Source organism: Dactylosporangium sp. CS-033363 (genome assembly GCF_050942475.1).
Lineage (GTDB): Bacteria > Actinomycetota > Actinomycetes > Mycobacteriales > Micromonosporaceae > Dactylosporangium.
This window is the reverse complement of sequence record NZ_CP192032.1, coordinates 8,973,021-8,994,124: the sequence shown is the minus strand read 5'-3', so window position 1 is coordinate 8,994,124 and position 21,104 is coordinate 8,973,021. Positions and strand designations below refer to the sequence as shown.

The 21,104-nt window shown below is 73.8% G+C and carries 20 protein-coding genes and 2 tRNA genes; 7 read left to right on the top strand and 15 right to left on the bottom strand.

Annotation, left to right across the window (positions count from 1 at the left end; genetic code table 11):
• Positions 1–8: 8 nt before the first annotated feature.
• A complete protein-coding gene (locus ACQPZ4_RS41400; RefSeq protein ID WP_433048945.1) occupies positions 9–656 on the bottom strand; it encodes a TetR/AcrR family transcriptional regulator in 648 nt (215 codons plus the stop codon).
• An 85-nt stretch (positions 657–741) separates the two neighbouring features.
• Between ACQPZ4_RS41400 and ACQPZ4_RS41395 the strand changes: the two genes are divergently transcribed.
• Together ACQPZ4_RS41395 and ACQPZ4_RS41390 are read left to right on the top strand one after the other, a co-directional pair.
• On the top strand, positions 742–1,662 hold the full coding sequence (locus tag ACQPZ4_RS41395) for an SDR family oxidoreductase (protein WP_433048943.1): 921 nt from the start codon (positions 742–744) through the stop codon (positions 1,660–1,662).
• Positions 1,663–1,670: 8 nt separating this feature from the next.
• Positions 1,671–2,390, top strand: a complete 720-nt coding sequence (locus tag ACQPZ4_RS41390) for a TetR/AcrR family transcriptional regulator (RefSeq protein ID WP_433048941.1) — start codon at positions 1,671–1,673, stop codon at positions 2,388–2,390.
• Here ACQPZ4_RS41390 and ACQPZ4_RS41385 read toward each other — a convergent pair.
• From ACQPZ4_RS41385 to ACQPZ4_RS41320, 14 genes are all read right to left on the bottom strand, one after another.
• Entirely contained in the window at positions 2,376–3,041 is a 666-nt protein-coding gene (locus ACQPZ4_RS41385; protein ID WP_433048939.1) for a response regulator, read from the bottom strand. The genes ACQPZ4_RS41390 and ACQPZ4_RS41385 overlap by 15 nt on opposite strands.
• Positions 3,020–4,144 (bottom strand): sensor histidine kinase, encoded by a 1,125-nt coding sequence (locus tag ACQPZ4_RS41380; protein ID WP_433048936.1) that lies wholly within the window; start codon positions 4,142–4,144, stop codon positions 3,020–3,022. The genes ACQPZ4_RS41385 and ACQPZ4_RS41380 overlap by 22 nt, the downstream gene beginning before the upstream one ends.
• A complete protein-coding gene (locus ACQPZ4_RS41375; protein ID WP_433048933.1) occupies positions 4,141–4,821 on the bottom strand; it encodes a YqeB family protein in 681 nt (226 codons plus the stop codon). Before ACQPZ4_RS41375 ends, ACQPZ4_RS41380 begins: the two co-directional genes overlap by 4 nt.
• A 50-nt stretch (positions 4,822–4,871) precedes the next feature.
• Entirely contained in the window at positions 4,872–6,047 is a 1,176-nt protein-coding gene (locus ACQPZ4_RS41370) for a vWA domain-containing protein (protein ID WP_433048930.1), read from the bottom strand.
• Entirely contained in the window at positions 6,044–7,225 is a 1,182-nt protein-coding gene (locus tag ACQPZ4_RS41365; RefSeq protein ID WP_433048927.1) for an AAA family ATPase, read from the bottom strand. The genes ACQPZ4_RS41370 and ACQPZ4_RS41365 overlap by 4 nt, the downstream gene beginning before the upstream one ends.
• The gene (locus tag ACQPZ4_RS41360; RefSeq protein ID WP_433048924.1) at positions 7,222–8,649 is read right to left on the bottom strand and encodes an ankyrin repeat domain-containing protein; all 1,428 of its coding nucleotides are present in this window, start codon (positions 8,647–8,649) and stop codon (positions 7,222–7,224) included. The genes ACQPZ4_RS41365 and ACQPZ4_RS41360 overlap by 4 nt, the downstream gene beginning before the upstream one ends.
• Positions 8,646–9,695, bottom strand: a complete 1,050-nt coding sequence (locus tag ACQPZ4_RS41355) for a gala protein (RefSeq protein WP_433048921.1) — start codon at positions 9,693–9,695, stop codon at positions 8,646–8,648. Before ACQPZ4_RS41355 ends, ACQPZ4_RS41360 begins: the two co-directional genes overlap by 4 nt.
• 68 nt (positions 9,696–9,763) lie before the next feature.
• A complete protein-coding gene (locus tag ACQPZ4_RS41350; protein WP_433048918.1) occupies positions 9,764–11,143 on the bottom strand; it encodes an SDR family NAD(P)-dependent oxidoreductase in 1,380 nt (459 codons plus the stop codon).
• Between the two features lie 23 nt (positions 11,144–11,166).
• Positions 11,167–11,241 (bottom strand) — tRNA-Met (locus ACQPZ4_RS41345).
• Between the two features lie 31 nt (positions 11,242–11,272).
• A tRNA-Asp gene (locus ACQPZ4_RS41340) sits at positions 11,273–11,345 on the bottom strand.
• Positions 11,336–11,743, bottom strand: coding sequence for a VOC family protein (locus ACQPZ4_RS41335; protein ID WP_433048915.1), 408 nt, complete (start codon positions 11,741–11,743; stop codon positions 11,336–11,338). Before ACQPZ4_RS41335 ends, ACQPZ4_RS41340 begins: the two co-directional genes overlap by 10 nt.
• Before the next feature lie 66 nt (positions 11,744–11,809).
• Positions 11,810–12,271 carry a hypothetical protein gene (locus ACQPZ4_RS41330; protein WP_433048912.1) on the bottom strand — a complete coding sequence of 154 codons (462 nt, stop codon included), beginning with the start codon at positions 12,269–12,271 and terminating at the stop codon, positions 11,810–11,812.
• A gap of 28 nt (positions 12,272–12,299) precedes the next feature.
• On the bottom strand, positions 12,300–12,893 hold the full coding sequence (locus ACQPZ4_RS41325) for an RNA polymerase sigma factor (RefSeq protein ID WP_433048909.1): 594 nt from the start codon (positions 12,891–12,893) through the stop codon (positions 12,300–12,302).
• Positions 12,894–12,990: 97 nt separating this feature from the next.
• A complete protein-coding gene (locus tag ACQPZ4_RS41320) occupies positions 12,991–14,151 on the bottom strand; it encodes a S8 family peptidase (protein ID WP_433048906.1) in 1,161 nt (386 codons plus the stop codon).
• A 119-nt stretch (positions 14,152–14,270) separates the two neighbouring features.
• On the opposite strand from ACQPZ4_RS41320, the gene ACQPZ4_RS41315 reads away from it, so the two are divergent.
• The 5 genes from ACQPZ4_RS41315 to ACQPZ4_RS41295 all read left to right on the top strand — a co-directional run bounded on the left by ACQPZ4_RS41315 (position 14,271) and on the right by ACQPZ4_RS41295 (position 21,102).
• Complete coding sequence (locus ACQPZ4_RS41315) at positions 14,271–17,063, top strand: ATP-binding cassette domain-containing protein (protein ID WP_433048903.1); 2,793 nt, start codon at positions 14,271–14,273, stop codon at positions 17,061–17,063.
• A 405-nt stretch (positions 17,064–17,468) separates the two neighbouring features.
• Complete coding sequence (locus tag ACQPZ4_RS41310; protein ID WP_433048900.1) at positions 17,469–18,203, top strand: dienelactone hydrolase family protein; 735 nt, start codon at positions 17,469–17,471, stop codon at positions 18,201–18,203.
• 6 nt (positions 18,204–18,209) lie between these two features.
• Entirely contained in the window at positions 18,210–18,488 is a 279-nt protein-coding gene (locus ACQPZ4_RS41305; RefSeq protein WP_433048897.1) for a DUF6295 family protein, read from the top strand.
• Positions 18,489–18,588: 100 nt separating this feature from the next.
• Entirely contained in the window at positions 18,589–20,454 is a 1,866-nt protein-coding gene (locus ACQPZ4_RS41300; protein ID WP_433048894.1) for an AMP-binding protein, read from the top strand.
• 72 nt (positions 20,455–20,526) lie between these two features.
• Positions 20,527–21,102 carry an ATP-dependent Clp protease proteolytic subunit gene (locus ACQPZ4_RS41295; protein ID WP_433048891.1) on the top strand — a complete coding sequence of 192 codons (576 nt, stop codon included), beginning with the start codon at positions 20,527–20,529 and terminating at the stop codon, positions 21,100–21,102.
• Positions 21,103–21,104 lie beyond the last annotated feature (2 nt).

Sequence of the window (21,104 nt, the reverse complement as noted above, 5' to 3'; positions counted from 1 at the left end):
TTCGTCTTTTAACCGTGCAACTCGCCGGTACGGCCGATCATTCCATCCGCCGCCGCCCAGGGATTGGTGAGGATGGCGTAGACCAGTTCGTCCACGGCCGGCGTGAGCTCGGTGAAGGACGGCCCGGCCCCGGTGTACGGGTCGCAGACCTGCAGCATCATCTCGTGCACCCCGCCGACCAGGGCGATCGCGAGCAGCGGGGACAGCGGCGGGATGGCCGGGTCCTCGGCCCGGGCCCGCTCGATCACCTCGACCAGCGTGTCGGCGAAGGCGCGCTGGGTCTGCTGGCGCAGCCGGAACGCCTTCGGCCCGGCCGCCTGGATCTCGACCAGCAGCGTGCGGGTCACGGCGGGCATGCTCTCCAGCGCGGTCAGGTACGCCGTCACGCCGGAGTTGATCATCTCTTTCCAGGGCCGCCCGCCCGGCCCGGCGGCACTGCGCACGACCTCCAGCAGGTGCCCGCAGCCCTGCTCGTAGAGGGCCATCAGGCAGGCCTCCTTGTCCGCGAAGTGCTCGTAGAACGTGCGCTTGGAGACCCGCGCGTGCATGACGACGTCGGCGATCGTGGTGGCCGCGTAGCCCTTCGCGGCGATCGCCTGGGCCAGCCCGCCGGTGAGGTCGGCGCGCAGCTCCTCGGCGGTCCTGGTGCTCGTCATGCGCAGTCCTCGACCTTTCGCCACAATAACCCTGGGTGTAGTTTGCCTGGTACTGAACGGTACCGCCGATGGGAGGAGCCCAACGGTGAAGCGCAGCTTGGATGGTCAGGTGGTCCTGGTCACGGGGGCCGCTCGGGGCATCGGAGAACACACCGCACGCCAGGCCGCCGCCCGCGGAGCCCGGCTCGCGCTGGTCGGCCTCGAACCCGATCGGCTGGAGCCGCTGGCCGACGAGCTCGGCGCCGTCTGGTTCGCCGCCGACGTGACCGACCAGGCCAGTATGGCCGCCGCCGTCGAGGGGGTGCTCGCCGCATACGGCCGGATCGATGCCGTCGTGGCCAACGCCGGCGTGGCCAGCCGCGGCACGATGGCCACCGGCGACGTGGAGGCCCTGGTCCGCACGGTCGAGGTGAACCTGGTCGGCGTCATGCGCACGGCCGCCGCCTGCCTGCCGCACCTGATCGCGGCCCGCGGCTACCTGCTGATCGTCGCCTCCGCCGCCGCGTACGCCGCGCTGCCGGGCATGGCGCCGTACTGCGCGTCGAAGGCCGGCGTCGAGCACTTCGGCAACGCGGTGCGCCTGGAGGTCGCCCACCACGGCGTCGCCGTCGGCACCGCCCACCCGAGCTGGATCGACACCGACCTGGTCCGCGACGCCCAGGACGACCTGCCCTCGTTCCGCGAGACGCTGCGCCGGCTGCCCCCGCCGATGGGCTCGACCACGTCCGTGGAGCGCTGCGCGGCCGCGTTCGTCGACGCGCTGGAGCGCCGCCGCCGGAAGGTCTTCGTGCCCCGCAGCGTGATGCTCATGTACTGGTTCCGCACCCTGCTCAACAGCCGCCTGGCCGAGAAGGTCCTGGAGTCGCAGGCCCGCCGCTCGGTGCCGCTGATGGAGGAGCAGGTCCGCACGCTCGGGCGCGGCTTCGGGGCGCACACCGCGCTCAAACCGGCGCCGTCGCAGGCGGAACCGGAGCCGGGGTTCATCGCGAACCGCTATCACCGATAATTGACGGCATGCCCGGACCGCCGATCTGGGCGCGGCCGGAGCCCAGCGCCCGCGCGCCCCGCTTCAGCCGCGAGCGGATCGCCGCCACCGCCCTGGAGATCGCCGACGCCGAGGGCATCGACGCCGTGTCCATGCGCAACGTGGCGGCGCGGCTCGGGGCGGGCACGATGACGCTGTACAACTACGTCGAGACCAAGGACGAGCTGTTCGCGCTCATGGACGACGCCCTCATGGCCGAGGTCGTGCTGCCCGCGGGCGAGCTGCCGAGCGGCTGGCGGGCGGCGACGGCGGCGGTGGCCCGGCGGACCTGGGCCGTGCTGGCCCGCCACCCGTGGGCGATCACGCTGCGGCACGGCCCGGCGCTCGGCCCGAACGCGATGCTGCACTTCGAGCAGAGCCTGGCCGCCCTGGACGGGGCCGGGCTCGACGCGGCCGGCAAGTTCGAGGTGATCGGGGTGGTCGACGCGTACGTCTACGGCAGTGCCCTGCGCGCCGCCGAGTTCCGCGCCGAGACGGACCCGGAGGTGGTGCGGGCCAGCGTGGAGTACGGGATGCGGCAGCTCGCCACCGGCCGCTATCCGCACACGGCGGCGCTGCTGGGCGGCCACGAGCCCGGCTCGCCCGACGCCCCGGCCCCGGCCATGACCAGGGAGGCCATGGCGGCCCAGTTCGAGCGCGGCCTCGAAGCGGTCCTCGACGGCCTGGCCCGGACGCTAATCCAGGCGTGACTCGTGGACCAGGATCGCCACCTGGACCCGGTTGGTACAGCCGAGCTTGGCCAGGATCCGCGAGACGTAGGTCTTCACCGTGGCCACGCTCATGTGCACGGCCGCGCTGATCTCGGCGTTGGAGCGGCCCTCCGCGACCGCCGCGGCGACGTCGCGTTCCCGGGGCGTCAGGGCGGCCAGGGTACGCCGGGCCGCCTCGCCGCGGTCGTCGGTGGCGACGTGCGCGATGAGCCGGCGCACCACCGACGGCGAGAGGGACTGCTCGCCGGCCGCGACCCGCCGCACCGCGTCCAGGATCGCCAGCGGCGGGGTGTCCTTGAGCAGGAACCCGTGCGCGCCGAGCCGCAGCGCGCGCAGCACGTGCTCGTCGGTGTCGAACGTGGTGAGCACGATCACCCGGGCCCCGTCCGGCTGCAGCTGTTCGAGCGCCGCGAGCCCGTCCATCCGCGGCATCCGGATGTCCATCAGGACCACGTCCGGCCGGGTGGCCCGTACCGCGCGGACCGCCTGCGCCCCGTCGGCCGCCTCGGCGACCACCTCGACCCCGGTGCCGCCGCCGAGCACCATGGCGAGGCCCGCCCGCACCAGTGCGTCGTCGTCGGCCACGACAACGCGGATCAGACCGCCGGTCACTTCGCCCACGGCAGCCACGCCTCCAGGGTGAAGGTCCCGTCGCCGCGGATGCCGTGCGCGAACCGGCCCCCGGCCAGCGCCACCCGCTCCGCCAGCCCCTCCAGACCCGAGCGGGTGCCGGGCAGGGCCGGCGCGACCGGCCGCGCGGGCAGCGGGTTGCTGACCCTCACGCGCACCTCGTCCCCGCCCTCCAGCAGCACCGCGACCGCGGCTCCGGGCGCGTGCTTGCGGGCGTTCGTCAGCCCCTCCTGCACCAGCCGGAACGCCGTGCGGTCCACCGCGGCCGGCAGTTCGCCGTCGAGGTGATGCTCCAGGTGTACCGTCATGCCGGCCTTCCGCGCCTCCCCGATCAGCTCGTCGAGGTCGGCCAGGCCCTGCCGCGGCCGCAGCTCGTCCCGGTCGCTGGCCCGCAGCACCCCGAGAATCTCGCGCAGCTCCTCCATCGCCTGGTGGGCGCTGGCCCGGATGGTCGACCCGGCGTCGGCCACCTGCTCCCGGCTCAGGTCGTCGCGGATCTCCAGGGCCCCGGCGTGCAGGCTGATGAGCGAGATCCGGTGCGCGAGCACGTCGTGCATCTCGCGGGCGATCCGCTCCCGTTCGAGCCCGCGCAGCATCTCGGCCCGCTGCCGCGCCTCGTCCTCGGCCCGCGCCGCGCGCTCCCGCAGCGAGGCGATCAGCTCGCGCCGGGCCCGCACCGCGGTGCCCCAGCCGATGACGATCGCGAGCAGCAGCAGCGCGAGCGTGTTGGTCCCGACGGCCTGCAGGTCGGGGTCGGGGTACCGGATGCTGAACGGGATGCCGGCCACCAGGTGCAGCAGCCCGACCCAGAGCGCGGTGCGCAGCGGCCGGTGCACGGCGACCCCGAACACGGCGACGAGCGCGGCGCCCCCGGCCAGGTCGGTGATCGCGACCGGCGCGAGCAGCGCGAGCGCGACGCCGACCGGCCACCGCCGCCGGAACCACAGCGCCACCACCGCCGGCACGGTGACCAGCAGCGACACGAACAGCCGCTCGTCGCCCAGGTAGCCGCCGTCGAGGCCGGCCGCCACCGCCATGAGCGCGACCAGCAGCGCGATGACGCTGGAGGTCACGTCGACCGCGATGTTGCGGACCACCCTCATGTGTGCACCAGCGGCCGCCAGTGCTGGGTCGTCCCCACGTCCCGCACCGTATAGCCCAGCTTCTGCACCTCGTCGCGCAGCTCGTCGGCGTCGGTCGCGCTCTTGGCCTCCAGGGCCTTGGCCCGCGCGGCCAGCACCGCGTTGACCGCGGCCGGCAGGTCGGGCAGGTCGGGCACCCACCGCCGGTAGAGCGCCTCGTACGGGTCGTCGGCGACCCACGGGTACCCGTGCGCGCGGAAGGCCTGCTCGACCCGCGCGCTCCCGGCGTTCTCCAGCCGGTCGCGCACCACCTGGCGCGACTGCCGGTCGAGCACCACCAGCACCTTGGCGTCGACGAAGACGGCGTGCACGTCGTGGCGGGTCACGGTCCGCCGCTGCTCGCCCTTCACGAACGTCAGCGCCGCGTCGGCCACGGTGACCCGCAGCGACTCGTGCACCGCCACCAACCCCAGGACACCCCCGAGCAACACGCCCGCGGCCACGATCGCCGCGAGCCCCCATCCGGAGTCGAGGTCGCGCACGAGCCGCAGCGGCCCCGCGAACGGCACCCACGGCAGGGACAGCAGCCACCGCGCCAGGGCCGGCAGCCCCCACCCGGCGAGCCCGCCCAGCAGGGGCAGCCCGCCGAACAGCAGCGCCCGGTCCCCGCGCGTCAGCCCCAGTTCGTGATCGGCCATGAGTCCACGCTAGGCGGCGCGGCCGGACCCGGGACAGTCGCCAAAGGTTGTCAAAGCCCGGTGATGTGGATCGCCTCGATCCACGGCGGCGGGGCCGGCGGGTTCGGCCCGATCAGCCCGGCGATCACGCGGCAGCCGGACGGCTCGCCGGGCCACGGGGTGAAGCCGTCGGTCAGCACGACGACGATGTTCGGCGGCTCGGGGCCGCGCCGGGCCCGCTCGATGCCGACCCGCATGTCGGTCCCGCCGCCCCCGCCCAGGCGGACCTGCTCGGCCTTGGTCACCCGGGTCACCGCCTGCACGTCGGCGTCGCAGGCCAGCACGGTGACCCGGTTGCCGCGGATGCCGACCGCGCGCAGCACCCCGGTCACCTCGGCCAGGCACGCGGAGAGCTGCTCGTCGGCCATCGAGCCGGAGGTGTCGATGACGATCGCGACGCGCGGGAGCGGCTGGCGCAGGCTGGGCAGGACGACCCCGCGCAGCGCGGCACTGCGCCGGCCCGGGCGCGCGTACGTGTAGTCGACCGCCCCGCTCGCCCACACCACGGCCTGCCGCACGGCGCCGGTCAGCCGCCGCCGCCAGTCCACGGTCGGCTCGGCGATCTCCTCGGCCCAGCGCAGCCAGCCGCCCGGAACCGAGCCGCGGCCCCGCACGTGGGCGCGGATGGCGTCGGCGGTCTGCCGGCGGATGGCGGCCGCCTCGACGTCGGGCACGGCCGGCGCGCCGTCGGCCCCCAGCTCGCCCGCGACCGGCAGGCCGTGCGCGCCCGAGCCGCACTGGACGTGCACGATGTGGGTGCGGGGGATGCCGGCCAGGTACTCCTCGAAGAGCCGCCCGGGTGCCAGCCCGAAGGTCCCGGGTTCGACGCGGCTCTCCGGCAGCGGCAGCCCGTCGGCGATCAGGTCGTCGTTGATCTCGCAGTCCTGGGCGAGGTTGACCCGCCGGTGGTCCGCGCGGTCGGCGTCCAGCAGCCGGTCGGCCCGGCCGTGGTGGTCGCGCAGCAGGTGGGCGACCTCGTGCACCCAGACGGCGGCGAGCTCCTCGACCGGGTGGCCGGCGACGAACTCCGGGCTGACGTACAGCCGCCAGTGCCGGTCCACGCCCATCGTCGCCAGGTGCGTGGACGGCACGACCGACAGCGCGTACAGCGCCGTCGCGAGATAGGGCCGCAGCTTCGCCGCCCGCAGCCGCGCCGCCAGCAGCCTGGTCCGGTCGAGGGCGGTCACCGGTTCATCAGGCCCGACTGCTGGAGGATGTCGATGAACGCGTCGATCGTCGCCGGGAGCCGCCAGCTCTTCTCACGCATCACCGCGAGGTCGTGCGCGGCTCGCGCGGCCACATCGGGTACACCCGCGTCCACGGCTTTTGCGAGCACGGTCCAGGCGGCCTCCCACCGCGCCCGCGTCGGCTCCGACTGCACCGCCGACACGATCGCGGTGAGGAAGGCGAGCTGGCGGTCGCCCCGGTCGGGCAGCGCGAACGCGTCCGGGTTGGCCAGCACCCGGTTGGGGTCGGGCAGGTCGAGCTCGTCGAGGTAGGTGATGAACTCGAGCCCCGCGCCGTCGCCGATCGCGCCGATCAGCGCGGTCGCGAGGGCCTCCCGGGAGACGTCGCCGGCCAGCCCGAAGGTGAGCAGCCGCAGGGCCATCTCCCAGGTGCGCGGGGACGGCCAGGCGCCGCCGCGGGCCTCGGCGTCGGCCGGCAGGTGGTGGGTCAGGCCCGGGCGCGCGGTGAGGAAGCCCGACAGTGTGCCCCGGGCGCGGGCCAGCGCGGAGGCGCCCTTGCGCGGGTCGACGCGCGGGATGTCGGCGGTCGGCCACGTCCCGGCCAGGCCGCGGGCCACCACGGCCGGGTCGTGCGTCCAGTGCAGGTGCACGAACCGGTTGGCCAGCGGCGGGCTCAGGTGCCAGCCGTCGGCGGCGCTGGCGGGCGGGTTGGCCGCGGCCACGACCCGGATGCCCGGCGGCAGTTCGAGGCTGCCGACCCGCCGCTCCAGCACCACCCGCAGCAGGGCGGCCTGCACGGCCGGCGGGGCCGAGGACAGCTCGTCGAAGAAGACCAGCCCGACGCCGCCGCGGGTGAGCCGGACCGCCCAGTCCGGCGGGGCCATCGGCACGCCCTGGGTCGCCGGGTCGTCGCCGACGACGGGCAGGCCGGCGAAGTCGGAGGGCTCGTGGATGCTCGCGATGACCGTCTCCATCGGCACCTCGAGCCGGTCGGCCAGCTGCTGCAGCGCCGAGGACTTGCCGATGCCGGGCTCGCCCCACAGCAGCACCGGCAGGTTGGCCGACACCGCGAGGGCGAGCGCCTCCAGCTGCACGTTGTCGCGCCGCTCGACGCGGGTGGCCCGGGTCGCGGCGAGCAGTTCGTCCGCCGCCGCCAGCAGCTCGCGTGCCTCCGTCATGCGGGGAGAGTAGCGGGAAGATCGAATCCGTCGCCGTGATTATCCTCGGCGGCCGGGTCCGCGCCCGCCGCGAGCAGCGCCCGGATCAGCTCCGCCGACCCGTCGTCGCGCACGGCCGCGTGCAGCGGGGTGCGGCCGGTGTGGTCGCGGTCGTCGATCGGCAGCCCGGCGTCCAGGAGCCTTCGCAGGAGTTCGGGCCAGCCGGGCCGCCAGTCCACGCAGGGGAGCAGGTGCAGCAGGGAGCGGCCGTGCGGGTCGCGCACGCCGGGGTGCAGGCCCGCGTCCAGCCGCGCGGTCACGCCCGCGAGGTCGCCGTGCAGCATGCGCAGCAGCAGGTCCCGGCGCTGCTCGTCGAGGTGCCGAGGGAGCCGGACCGAGCGGACCGTCCAGCCCTGCTCGGCCGCGAAGCACCCGTGGACCTCGCCGCCGAGGGCCCGCAGCGCCTCCTCGCGGCGGCGCTCGGCGTCGGTGTGCGGCATCCGCATCCGGCCGTGCTCCCAGCCGAGCTCGTGCCACTCGCCGCCGCACCGCACGCGCACGGCCGCGCCCGCGCGGGGCGCCTTGGCGGGCGTGGCGTAGGGCTCCAGGAGCGGGCCGATCAGCGGGTGCAGGTCGGCGGGGGAGAGCAGGCCGAGCCGCACCAGGTGCAGGTCGACCGGGCGCAGGAAGGGCGGGAGCGGCAGGGCGTACAAACCCTGGCTCTGCGCGTTGACCCACTCGGCGCGCGCGGGGCCGCCGTTGTGGACGTGCAGGCGCAGGTCGCTGAAGGAGAGCGGGATCAGCGCCGACGGGGTGCCGAGGGCCCGCGCCGCGGCGACCAGGACGGCCGGGTCGGCGTCGAGCGTGCCCAGGCCCCAGGCGCGGGCGGGCGGCTCGGGCACGTCGACCCCGGCCAGCGCCCAGGCCTCGCGGGGCCGCCCGGCGTCCTGGAGCGCGAGCGTCGCGGCCGCGTCCGGGCCGAGGGTGCGCGTGAGGAGCCGGTCGGCCTCGCGTGCGTCCCACAGGTGGCGGGCGGCGGTCCAGTCGAAGGTCCGGTGGTAGCGATCCTCGTCGACGCTTCCCGCGACCACGAGCGTGACCCGCTGCGTCGACAGCGCGACCCGCGGCGTCGCCACGGCCAGCAGCGACCCGGCGCGGCGGGCCAGCACGACGAGCGCCCGCGGTTCGAGGGTCGTCTCGCCGCTGGCCGGGTACCGCGGCAGGTGCCAGCGCAGCAGGTCGGGCGCGAGGTGGCGGAGGTCGTCGGCGTAGGGCTCCAGGGCCGCCGCGTCCGCGCCGATCAGCACTCCCGCGGCCGCGCACGCCGCGCGCCAGTCGCCGGCCAGGCGGGCCGCGGTCGCCTCCTCGATCATCGCCCGCGGCACGGCGTAGCGGCGCACCCGCGCCCAGGCGCCGAGGGCGGCGCGGGGGATGAGGGCGCTCACCGGTACACGCTGACGATCTCGCTGGCCAGGGACGGCTCGTCGCCCGGCAGGAGCTGGGCCAGGGCGCGCTTGACGCGCCGCGGCACGTCCGGGCCGAGGGTCAGCCGGCGCAGCCTGGTGCGGCCGGTCTCGACCGCGGCGAGCAGCCGCTTGGCCCCGCGCCCGCGCACCCCGGTGTGGCGCAGGTCGAGGCGGCGCACCGGGCTGCCGGGCAGGGCGTCGGCGAGCAGGAACGCGCCCGCGTCGCCGATCGCGTTGTCCTTGGCCCCGAGCACCCGCAGGGAGAGCGGGCGGCCGAGGTCCACGGCGTCCACCATGGACAGTCGTGCGGTGAGCGGCGCGACGTCGGTCAGGCCGTTGCCGCCGAGGCCCAGGGTGGTACCGCCGCGGGAGAGGCCGGACAAGACCCGCGCGACGCCCTCGTCGCCCAGCCGGTTGGCCGCCAGGAACAGGCCTGACACGCCGCACTCGGCGAGCAGGCGGGCCAGCAGCGGGGCGGCGGACGGGCCCAGGCCGTTGCCGCCGAGGAAGACCCGCGCGACGGGCCGCTCCCGCGCGGCGAGGGCGTCGACCAGCAGCCCCAGGCCGTGCCCGCCGATCCCGGTGTTGACCAGGTCGAGCGTGGTGATCGCGGTGTTCGTGCGCAGCATCGCGGCCAGCGCGGCCGCGCCGTGGTCGCCGAGCGGGTTGCGCTTGAGCCACAGCGCGGTCACCGTGTCGTCGTCGGCGAGCCGCTCGAACAGCGGTTCCGCGCCGCCCGCGTCGATCGCGTTGCAGCCCAGATAGAGCGTCCGCACGCCGTGCCCGGGCGCGAGCGAGGCGGCCAGCGCGGCCGTCCCGGGCGCCCCGAGGCCGTTGGTGCCGAGCAGCAGGTGCACCGCATGGCCCGACCCGACCACGCGGTCCAGCACGCGGGTCACGCCGTCCGCGCCGAGGCCCTGCTTGCACAGGTCGAGCCGGCCGTCGGGCTGCAGTGTGCCGAGCGGGAACCGCTCGGTCGCGGCCACGTCCGACGGGTCCGCGAGCCGGGCCAGCAGCGGTTCCAAGAGCGAAAGATCCGCCTCTGGTACTGCCGGTGCCTCGATCACGGGACAGGCGATCTCGACGCCGTCGTCTACCACTGCACCTCCCGGTAGTCCTTGAGGAAGACCCCGTGCACCGGGTCGCCGTGGACGCCGCGGACGATCGGGTCGTACACCCGCGCGGCCCCGTCCACCACGTCCAGCGGCACCCGGAAGCCCCGCTCGCGCAGGTGCCCGCGGGTCGCGTGCGGCCGCTCGTCGGTCACCCAGCCGGTGTCGACGGAGGTCACGTGGATGCCGTCGGCCGCGTACTGCTCGGCGATCGTCCGGGTCAGCATGTTCAGGCCGGCCTTGGCCATGTTCGTGTGCGGATGGTCGGCCGTCTTGCGCTCCCGGCTGAAACTGCCCTCCATCGCGGAGACGTTCACGACGTACCGGTCGGGGAACGGCGAGGCGGCCAGCAGCGGGCGCAGGCGGCCGATCAGCAGGAACGGCACGAATGCGTTGACGACCTGCACCTCCATCCACTCCCGCGGGGTGACCTGGTGCAGCTCGAGGGTCCAGGAGTTGACGGGGCGCAGGTCGAGCGGCTGCCCGGTCTCGTCGAGGGCGCCGGCCGGGAAGAACAGCTCGGCCATCTCGTTTCGTGCGCGCTCGGCGGTCTCGTTCCGTGCGCGCTCGGCCGTTCCGTTGTGCGGGCGCTCGGCGGTCTCGCTCAGTTGGCGGCGGCTCTCGGCGGCGGTCTCGCTCAGTTCGGGGCGGCTCTCGGCGGCGGTCTCGCTCAGTTCGGGGCGGCTCTCGGCGGCGGTCTCGCGCAGTTCGGGGCGGCTCTCGGCGGCGGCGAGCTCGCGGTAGTAGGCGGCCGGGCGGGCGATGGTCTGGGCCGCGTTGTTGACCAGGATGTCGAGGTGGTCCCAGCGGGCGGCGACGGCGTCGGCCAGCCCGACGACCCCGGCCAGGTCGAGGAAGTCCACGCCGTGCACGTGGAGCCGGTGCCGCCACTGGTCCGCGTCCGGGACCGCGTCGAAGCGGCGGTGGGCATCCCGCGGGAAGCGCGTCGTGACGATGACGTCGGCGCCGTCGCGCAGCAGCTTGAGGGCGGTCTCGAAGCCGATCTTGATGCGGCCGCCGGTGAGCAGGGCGCGCCGTCCGGTGAGGTCGCAGCGGGCGTGGCGGCGGGCGGTGTTGCCCGCGGCGCAGTCCTCGCACAGCTGCGGGTACGACGGCCGGACCTCGCGATAGGGGGACTTGCACACGTAGCAGCGGCGTGCGCGTACGAGCGGAGGGTTGTGGTCCTGGGGTTCTGTGAGAATCTGCCGGTCGTGCGCGCCGGCCGCGGTCCGGCGCTCGACCTTGCGCCGCTTCTTCTGCGCCTTGTAGGCCCGGTCGACGGCCGCGACGACCCGCTCGTCGGCGTCGTCCATCGCGGCCAGCACCCGCAGGCAGGCCTCGACGTCGTCCGGGTCGAGCACCGCCGTATGGTAACCAACCGCCGCTGGGCCGGCCGGAATCGAACCGGCGTCCTCACCGATTATGAGTCGGCGCGCGACGACCTCTGCGCTACGGCCCATCCGCGTCTCGGCCTTCGGCCTCGCACGCGGCAAGGCCGGCCGGAATCGAACCGGCGTCCTCCAGCCTGATGCGCCGGCGCGACGACCTCTGCGCTACGACCTCGCCGCGGCGAAGCTTACCGTCCGGGCCCGGGGCTGGTAGAGCTGGTGCAGCACGAAGCAGTTGCCGTCCGGGTCGGCGAAGCTGGTGACCCGGGAGAACGGGCCCTCCTCGATCGGCGACTCGAAGACGATCCCGCGCTCGGCGAGCTCCGCGTAGGTGTGCTCGATGTCGTCGGTGTCCAGCACGATGCCCTTGAGCGACCCCGGCGGCATCGAGTCGAACCAGGTGACCAGCGCGAACGACGTCTGGCCGTGCTTCGGGGCGACCTCGACCCAGCGCCGCTCGCCCTCGTCGTTGTCGCTGATGAGCTCCCAGTCGAGCGCGTTGAGGTAGAAGTCGCGGGCCCGGTCCTGGTCGGTCACGGGGATGGACACGATTTGCACGTGGTCGATGGGCATGGCCGGCTCCTCGCAGTCGCTTTTTCGCGACGGTACCCCCGGCGGCCAGGGGTTTTGTGAGGATTCCTACAATTGCACCCATTCTGTGCGGACCGGCACGAATGCCCCCTCGATCTCGGGTTCGCAGCGCAGCCGCACCGGCCCCGGCGCGACCCCGTCGACCCGGAAGCGCCCCTCGTCGTCGGCGGCGGTCTCGTGCGACCCGGCCGGCGACTCCACGACCACGCGGGCCGCGACCACCGGGGCCAGCTCGCCGACCACGTCGACGGTGCCCGCGCGGGCGGTCACCTGGACGTCGATGGTCAGGGCACCACTGAAGAACGTCAGCACTCGGGGGGAGCCGCCGCGCACCCCGCCCCGCACGGCGATGAGCCGGTCGAGCGAGTCGCGGGTCAGCGCGGCGAGCGCCGCGTCCGGGTCGCGCCACGCGAGGCTCGCCCGCGCGGCCGCCAGGACGTTCGGCGGCACCGGGTCGCGCCGGCCGGCGATGTCACGCAAAGAGCTCAGCACCTCTTCCTCCCCGATCATCGGGTCGGCCCTGCCCAGCCGCGGTCGGTCATATCGAAGTCGCCAATCGTCGGCGCAGCGTGCCCAGGCAGCGCTTGCGGGTCGGTCCGATACTGCCGATCGGCACGTCGAGCGCGGCCGAGACCTCGGCGTAGCTCGGCGGTGGATCGGCGATGAGCACCCGCAGCAGTTGCTGGCACTGGCGGGACAGTGTGCGGAACTCGTTCCACAGCAGGGCGTCGCGCTCGTCGCGCAGGACCCCGGCGTCCGGCTCGTCCTCGACCGGGTCGACGCCCGCCGGCGCGCCGCCCAGGGTCTCCACGAAGTCGCCGGCCGAGCCCGCCGGCACGTCGCGCCCGCTCTTGCGCAGCAGCGCGATCGCCTCGCGGCGGGCCGTGGTGGCCAGCCACGAGCCGAGCTTGTCGGCCTCGCGGACCGCATCGACGTGCTCCACCAGCCGCAGCCAGGTCGCCTGGCTCACGTCGGCGGCGTCGGACTGGCCGAGCTGGAAGCTGCGCGCGACCGACCAGACGAGGTTGGCGTATCTGTCCACAATGGACTCCCACGCCTTCTGGTCGCCGTTCGCGGCCGCCCGCAGAAGTGCGGCATTCTCGTGCTCACCGGGACTTTCGGGGTCGGCCATGGCTCCGAAGGGTAGCATCGCGGCCACCGGGCGACGGGGTGCGGCGATCAGCGTGCCGCACCCCGTCACCCCCCTCCCCCTGGTGTGATGCATGGCTCTACGCCACCCCCGCGTACCGGCCGTAGCGCAGTCCCGCCCCCGCCACGACCGACTGCGCCGCGACCCCGGCCGAGCCGCCCTCCGGCAGCGCGTCGGCGATCGCGGCGGCCACGAACGGGGCCGCGAACGACGTGCCGCTCCAGCGGGCCCAGCCGTCCGGGAAGCCCTCGTGATGCACGTACGTGCTCAGCACGTCGGCCCCCGGCGCGGCCAGCGTCACCCACGGCCCGGTGTTGCTCCAGTCGCAGATGCGCCGGCCGTCGTGGGCGGCGACCGCGACCACGCGCCGCCGCCACGGCACGCCCGTCCCGGCATAGGCCGCCGGCCAGAACGGCCGGTCGTGCCGGCCGTCGTTCCCGGCCGCCGCCACGACCACCCGGTCACCGCTCGTCAGCAGGCCCCCCAGCGCTGCTGTGAGCAGGACCGGAGGCCGGTCGTCCAGCGAGTATCCCCCCAGCGAGAGATTGACGATCGGGTCGTCGCCCGCCTGCCGGAGGGCCGCGACCAGGTCGCTCTCCCGGCACACCCCGAACGTGTCGACGATCCGCACCACTCTCGGCCGCACCCGCTGGGACCGGCCCAGCATCACGCCGGCGACGAAGTTCGCGTGACCGGCGTCGCCCTGGCGCACCCCGTCGCCGTCGTCGTCACCGGGTTCGAAGTCCTCGGTGACGTACCGTTCCTTCGGCAGCGGGCTGTTCAGCCACACCCCGGTGTCGAGCACCAGGACCCGCACCCCGTCCGCGCCGGTGGTCCCGGGCCGGGTCAGCGCGCCGGGCGGGGCCGGTCGCGGCGATCCGTAGGCCCCGGCGTGCGCGAACGGCGTCGCGACGAACACGTGGTTGGGCGAGGCGGCGACGCGGGTGTCCCCGGCCGCCTCCGCCTGCACCCGGACCCGCCGCGCGGCCCGCGCGACGTCCAGCCCCTCGATCCGGACCCGCCGCAGCCCGTCCGGGACATCCCCCTCCTCGATGATGTCCCGTGCGGACAGCCCCTGCTCGGCGAACGCCTGGCGCGCGGTGGCGAAGTGCTCGGCGAGCACGACGAGCTCGTCGGCGACGAAGCGCACCGGCGTGCCGTCGGCCCGGTCCTCGCGGCGAACCCATGGCAGGCCGGCGAGTCGCCGGGCGCGTCGTGCGCGCCACTCGTCCGGAGCCATGCCTGTCCCCCTCACGCCAGGTCGCTGTTTGCTCTCGACATACGTGAGGGGAGGCGGCGGGCTCCTGATACATAGGCCCCGGGTGTTTTCTGTCGTACCTCCACGGCATGATGAGGCCCGTGGCGAGCATCGATCAGCAGACGGTGATCCGGGAGCTTCAGGTCCTCGAGGTGACCAGCGGCGACAAGATGGCGACGGTCCGTCCCGACGACACCGTGACCATCGGTCGCGACGCCGCCAACGACCTGGTGGTCGAGGGCACCCTGATCTCCCGGCGGCACGCCGAGGTGATCTGGAACGACGACGGCTGGTTCCTGCGCGACCTGGGCAGCCGCAACGGCGTCTACTCGGGCGGCGAGAAGGCGGCCTTCGTCGCCGCGACCGACGGCGGCGAGGTGCACCTCGGCTCGGCCGATGGCCCCGCGGTCACGTTCAAGGTCGTCACCATCACGGAGCGCCTGCCGGTCCAGCCCTCCCCGCCGCAGCAGCGCGAGGCCACCCAGCACGAGTTCGGCGCCGGCCGCATCCGCATCGGCCGCGGCGCCGACAACGACATCGTGCTCAGCGACCTGCGCAGCTCACGCAACCACGCCGAGCTGCGCCGCACCCAGACCGGCGGCTTCGAGGTGGTCGACCTCGGCAGCCGCAACGGCACCTTCCACAACGGCAAGCAGATCACCCGCCAGGACATGACCCCCGGCGACATGATCTCCATCGGCAAGCACGAGTTCATCTTCGACGGCGCCCGCCTGCACGAGTTCGAGGACGCCGGCCCCTCCTCGCTCATCGCCGACGACCTCACCGTGCGGATCAAGGACGCGATCCTGCTCGACGACGTGAGCTTCGCCCTGGCCGAGGGCAGCCTGCTCGCCATCATCGGCCCCTCCGGCTGCGGCAAGTCGACCCTGGTCAAGGCGGTCGCCGGGCTGCGGCCGGCCACCCAGGGCGCGGTCCGCTACGACGGCCGCGACCTCTACGCCGACTACGCCGAGCTGCGCTACCGCATCGGCATGGTCCCGCAGGACGACGTGCTGCACCGCCAGCTCACGGTCCGCCGGGCCCTGCGCTTCGCGGCCGCCCTGCGCTTCGCCGACGACGTCCCGCGCAAGGAGCGCCGGGCCCGGGTCGCCGAGGTGCTCAAGACCCTGAACCTCACCGAGCGCGCCAAGCAGCGCATCGACAGCCTCTCCGGCGGCCAGCGCAAGCGCGTCTCGGTCGCCCTGGAGCTGCTGACCGAGCCGAGCCTGCTCTTCCTCGACGAGCCCACGTCCGGCCTCGACCCGGCCCTGGACAAGGAGGTCATGGAGGAGCTGCGCGACCTGGCCGACAAGGGCCGCACGGTGGCGGTCGTGACGCACAACGTGATGCACCTCGACCTCACCGACCGCGTGCTCGTGCTCACGGTCGGCGGCCGGATGGGCTACTTCGGCCCGCCCGGCGAGGTGCTCGACTTCTTCGGCGCCGAGGACTACGCCGAGGTCTTCCGCGAGGTGACGAACAACGCGGAGCACTGGACGCGGAAGTACCGGTCGTCGGAGCTCTACACGCGCTACGTGACCGAGCAGATCGCGGAGGCCCCGCCGCCGAAGCCGGAGGTCGTGGACGTGCCGGTGCCGGCGCAGCGGGTCGCCTCGGCGAGCGCCCACGTTCCTGCCGCCGCTCCTGCCGGTGTTTCTGCCGCTTCCGCCGCGACGGGCACGTCCGCCCCGGGCTCGGCCCCCTCGGGCGGTGCGGCCTCGGGCACGTCATTGTTGAGCGGCGCTCCTGGCGCCAGGACGGCGGTGGGGGAGTCCACCGCCGAGCAGGCGATGCCCGCGCGACCGGCTGCCCCCTCCGGTTCGGCGGGTTCTTCCGGTTCGGCGGGTGCTTCAGGTTCGGCGGGTGCTGCGGCTTCGGTCGACTCGTCCACGGCGGAGCAGCGGATGCCGGCTCGGCCCGCGACGGTTCCGCCGCCCGCACCGAACCGGCCGGGTTCCTCGTCGGCTTCGTCGCCCTCGTCCGGCCCGTCGGGTTCGTCTTCGTCGGCGTCGAAGGCGGTCGGCCGGGCGCGGGTCAAGCTGGGCGGGGCGTCGCTGCGCAGCCGGGTCGTGCACCCCGCGGCGCCGATCCGCCAGTTCCTCACCCTGTGCCTGCGCATGCTGTGGGTGATCGGCGCCGACCGCGGCCTGAGCGTCTTCCTGCTCGGCCTGCCGCTGGCCCTGGCGCTGCTGACCCGGACCGTGCCGGGGGAGAACGGCCTCGCCCCCGGCCTGACCCGCTACAGCCTGGAGGCCCAGCGCCTGCTCGTCGTCCTGGCCGTGGGCGCCGCCTTCCTCGGCACGGCGGCCGCCATCCGCGAGCTGGTCAACGAGTCGACCATCTACAAGCGCGAGCGGGCGGTCGGGCTGTCGGCGGGCGCGTACCTGGCGTCGAAGGTCTTCGTCTTCTCCCTGATCATCATCGTCCAGACGGCCCTGTTCAGCTGGCTGGCCCTGCTCGGCAAGAACCCGCCGAAGGACCCGCTGATCTTCAAGGAGCACTGGCTCGTCGAGATCACCGTCCCGGTGGCCATGGTCGCCCTGGCCTCGATGGCGTTCGGCCTGCTGGTCAGCGCCCTGGTCAAGACCACGGAACAGACCACCCCGGTCCTGGTCGTCGCGGTGATGGCCCAACTGGTCCTGTCCGGCGGCCTGTTCGAACTCGGCGGCCAGAAGGTCCTGGAGCAGATCTCCTGGCTCTTCCCCACCCGCTGGGGCATGGCCGCCGGCGGCTCGACCGTGGACCTGCAGTCGATGATCCCGTTCAAGGACAGCCTGTGGGAGCACACCGCCGGTGCGTGGTGGCGCTCGGTACTGATCCTCCTCCTGCAGATCGTCATCCTGATCGGCCTCGCCCGCCTGGCCCTGCGCCGCTCGGAGCCCGGCCGCTCGTAACCCGGCCGCTCGTAACCCGCCCGGTCGTGACCCGCCGCCGGAGTCCGGCCCGGATCACGCCGGCCGCACGTCGTGGAGTCCGGCCCGGCCACGCTCGACGCCCGCCGCCGAGAGCGTGGTCCGGCCGGTCGCGCCCGACGGCGGCCCGCGGTGGATGCGTCGCCGTGCCCCGTGACGGCGGTCTTGGCATCCGGCCCACCGTCCGGGTTTCGAGCGCCTCTGGCTGGGGACCGTTGAGTTTCGTTCAGCCACCGGTCGCGCCGGTCATCGGGCCGGCCGCGCCGGAAAGCGGGCGGCGGGAGCGTGCGGCGAGTCCGGGCGGCCACCCCCTGCCAGGGTTCGTTGCGCGGGCAGGGAATATCGTTTGCCCGGCTAAGGAAAACTCGAACGACGGAGTGCAGACCCATGTCAGATGCGATCCGTGCCGAGACTGTGTTCATCGGCGACGAGCAGATTCAGGCGTACCAGGCCCGGCCGATCGGCGACAACCCGGTGCCCGGCGTGGTCGTCATCCACCACCTGCCCGGGTACGACGAGGCCACCAAGGAGATGGTGCGCAAGTTCGCCGTCAACGGGTACTCCGCGATCTGCCCCAACCTGTACTGGCGGGAGGCGCCCGACGCGTCGCCCGACGATGCCTCGGCGTTCGTGCGCGGGCAGGGCGGGATTCCCGACGAGCAGATCATCAAGGACGTGGCCACCGCCGCCGCGGCGCTGCGCGGGCTGGACAACGCGAACGGCAAGGTCGGCGTGATCGGGCACTGCTCCGGCGGGCGGCAGGCGCTGCTCGTCTCCACCGCCGTCGACCTCGACGCGGCCGTGGACTGCTACGGGGCGTTCGCGCTGGAGCCGCCGCCGACCGGGTTTCCGCTCAAGGCGACCTCGATCGCGGATCGGCTCGGGGACGTGCGGTGCCCGGTGCTCGGGCTGTTCGGGGACGACGACAAGTACCCGGCGCCGGAGGAGGTGGCTCGGCTCGCCGGGCTCATGAGCGAGCACGGGAAGAGCTTCGAACAGCACAGCTACGCGGGTGCCGGGCACGCGTTCTTCTCCGTCGACCGGCCCGCGTACCGGCCCGAGGCGGCCGTCGACGGGTGGCGGCGCATCTTCGCGTTCTACAACCAGCACCTCGGAGGCTGATCGAGCATGTGCACCTATGAGACCGAGATGGTCGACATCGAGGGCGCCGGCAAGGGCGCGAACGGCTGGTTCGACGTGACCCGGGCCGCGGTGTACGTCGACCACCCGGTGCACGCCCAGTTCGCGCACACCCTGAACATCGACTTCGCCAACCCCGCCCTCGGGCCGTCGGCGCGGGTCGCGGTCGAGCTCACCGAGGAGGCCGCGCTCGCCCTGGTCGCCGCGATCCAGCAGGCCCTGGCCAACGCCCCGGCCGGGATGGCCAGCGCGAACGCACTCGGGTAAAACCCGCAAAGGCGACGGATCCGCAAAAAGCCGGATCCGTCGCCGCCTGCGTCCGAAGTGGACCTACCGGAACGCGAAATCGCGGAGCAGGATCGGAGGCATGGGCGTCTATCGCGACACGTACCAGCGCAGCCTCGCCGATCCCGAGTGGTTCTGGCGCGACGCCGCCGCCGGGGTCGAGTGGACGCGGATGCCCATCCGGATCCTCGACGGGGACCGGCCGCCGTTCTACCGCTGGTACCCGGATGCCGAGCTCAACACCTGCCACAACGCGCTCGATCGGCACATCGAGCGCGGGCGGGGCGACGACCTGGCGCTCGTGTACGACAGCCCGGTCACCGGCACGATCAGGCGGTACACCTTCGGAACCCTGCGGGACGAGGTCGCCCTGTTCGCGGGTGCCCTGCGGGCGCTCGGCGTGACCAAGGGCGATCGCGTGGTGATCTACATGGCGATGGTGCCCGAGGCCGTGGTCGCCATGCTGGCCTGCGCGCGGCTCGGGGCGATCCACTCGGTGGTGTTCGGCGGTTTCGGGCCGAAGGAGCTCGCCGCCCGCATCGACGATGCCAAGCCCAAGGTCGTCGTGGCCACGTCGTGCGGCATCGAGCCGAGCCGGGTGGTCGAATACAAGCCGCTGCTGGACGCGGCCCTCGACGAGGCGGCCCACCGGCCCGAGCACGTCGTGGTCCTGCAGCGCGAGCAGGCCCCGGCCGCGTTGCGCGACGGCGAGCTGACCTGGGAGCAGGCAACGGCAAACGCCAAACCCGCGGATATCGTACCGGTTGATGCCACCGACCCCCTCTACGTCCTCTACACGTCGGGGACGACCGGCCGGCCCAAGGGCATCGTGCGCGACAACGGCGGGCACGCGGTCGCGCTGACCTGGTCGATGGCGAACATCTTCGCGTGCGGGCCGGGCGACGTGTTCTGGGCCGCGTCCGACGTCGGGTGGGTCGTCGGGCACTCCTACATCGTCTACGCGCCGCTGCTGGCGGGCGCGACCACCGTGCTGTACGAGGGCAAACCGGTCGGCACCCCGGACGCCGGCGCGTTCTGGCGGGTCGTCGCCGACCACGGCGTCAACGTGCTGTTCACCGCCCCCACCGCGATCCGCGCCATCCGCAAGGAGGACCCGGCGACCGACCGGCTCGAGCTGCCGAGCCTGCGCGCGCTGTTCCTGGCGGGGGAGCGGCTCGACCCGCAGACGTACGAGTGGGCCGGTCAGCGCCTCGGCGTGCCGGTGATCGACAACTGGTGGCAGACGGAGACCGGGTGGCCGATCGCGGCGAGCCCGCGCGGCCTGGAGGAGCTGCCGACCAAGCCCGGTTCCCCGTCGGTGCCGGTGCCGGGCTACGACATCCGCGTGCTCACCCCCGACGGGCAGGACGCCGCCCCCGGCACGGACGGCGCCATCGCGATCCGGCTGCCGCTCCCGCCCGGGTGCCTGCCGACGCTGTGGGGCGACGACGAGCGGTACGTGCGCTCCTACCTCTCCGCGTACCCCGGCCACTACCTCACCGGCGACGGGGGGCGGTTCGACGGGGACGGGTACCTCTTCGTCATGGGCCGCACCGACGACGTCATCAACGTCGCCGGGCACCGGCTGTCCACGGGCGCGATGGAGGAGGTGCTCGCGGCCCATCCGGCGGTCGCCGAGTGCGCCGTGATCGGCGTCGACGACGAGCTCAAGGGCCAGGTCCCGCGCGGGTTCGTGGTGCTCAAGGCCGGCGTGGACACCCCGGCCGAGACGGTCGCCGGCGAGCTCGTGCGGCTGGTCCGGGAGCGGATCGGGGCCGTCGCCAGCCTGCGCAGCGTGCAGGTGGTGCCGGCGCTGCCCAAGACCCGCTCGGGCAAGATCCTGCGGCGGACCATGCGGGGGATCGCCGACGGCCGCGAGGAGCCCGTGCCCTCCACGATCGAGGATCCGGCCGTACTGGAGACGCTCAGACCCATCCTGAAGAGCTGAAACGCTGAGAGCGAACACGCTCACGGCGAACAGGGGATCTCACCGGCGGCGCGACGTCATACGGTTGAGGGCATGGCCGACATTGAGATTCCGTTCGACAGCGCCGTCTTCGAGCGCCTGCTCAGCAAGCGCATCATCGTGCTCGGGACCGAGGTGAACGACGAGAGCGCCAACCGCATCTGCGGCCAGCTGATCCTGCTCGCCGCCGAGGACTCCGAGCGCGACATCGCGTTCTGGATCAACTCGCCGGGCGGCTCGGTGTCCGCCGGCATGGCGATCTACGACACCATGAAGTTCATCAAGAACGACGTGTCCACGGTGGTCATGGGCATGGCCGCGTCCATGGGGCAGTTCCTGCTCAGCGCCGGCACCCCCGGCAAGCGCTACGCCCTGCCGCACTCCCGGGTCATGATGCACCAGCCCTCCGGCGGCATCGGCGGCACCGCGGCCGACATCGCGATCCAGGCCGAGCAGATGCTGTACACGAAGCAGACCATGCAGCGGCTCATCGCCGAGCACACCGGGCAGACCTACGAGCAGATCGAGGCCGACTCGGACCGCGACCGCTGGTTCACCGCGCCGGAGGCCCAGGAGTACGGCTTCGTCGACCGGGTCGTCGAGGGCGCGGAACAGCTCGCAGTTTCCTGAGC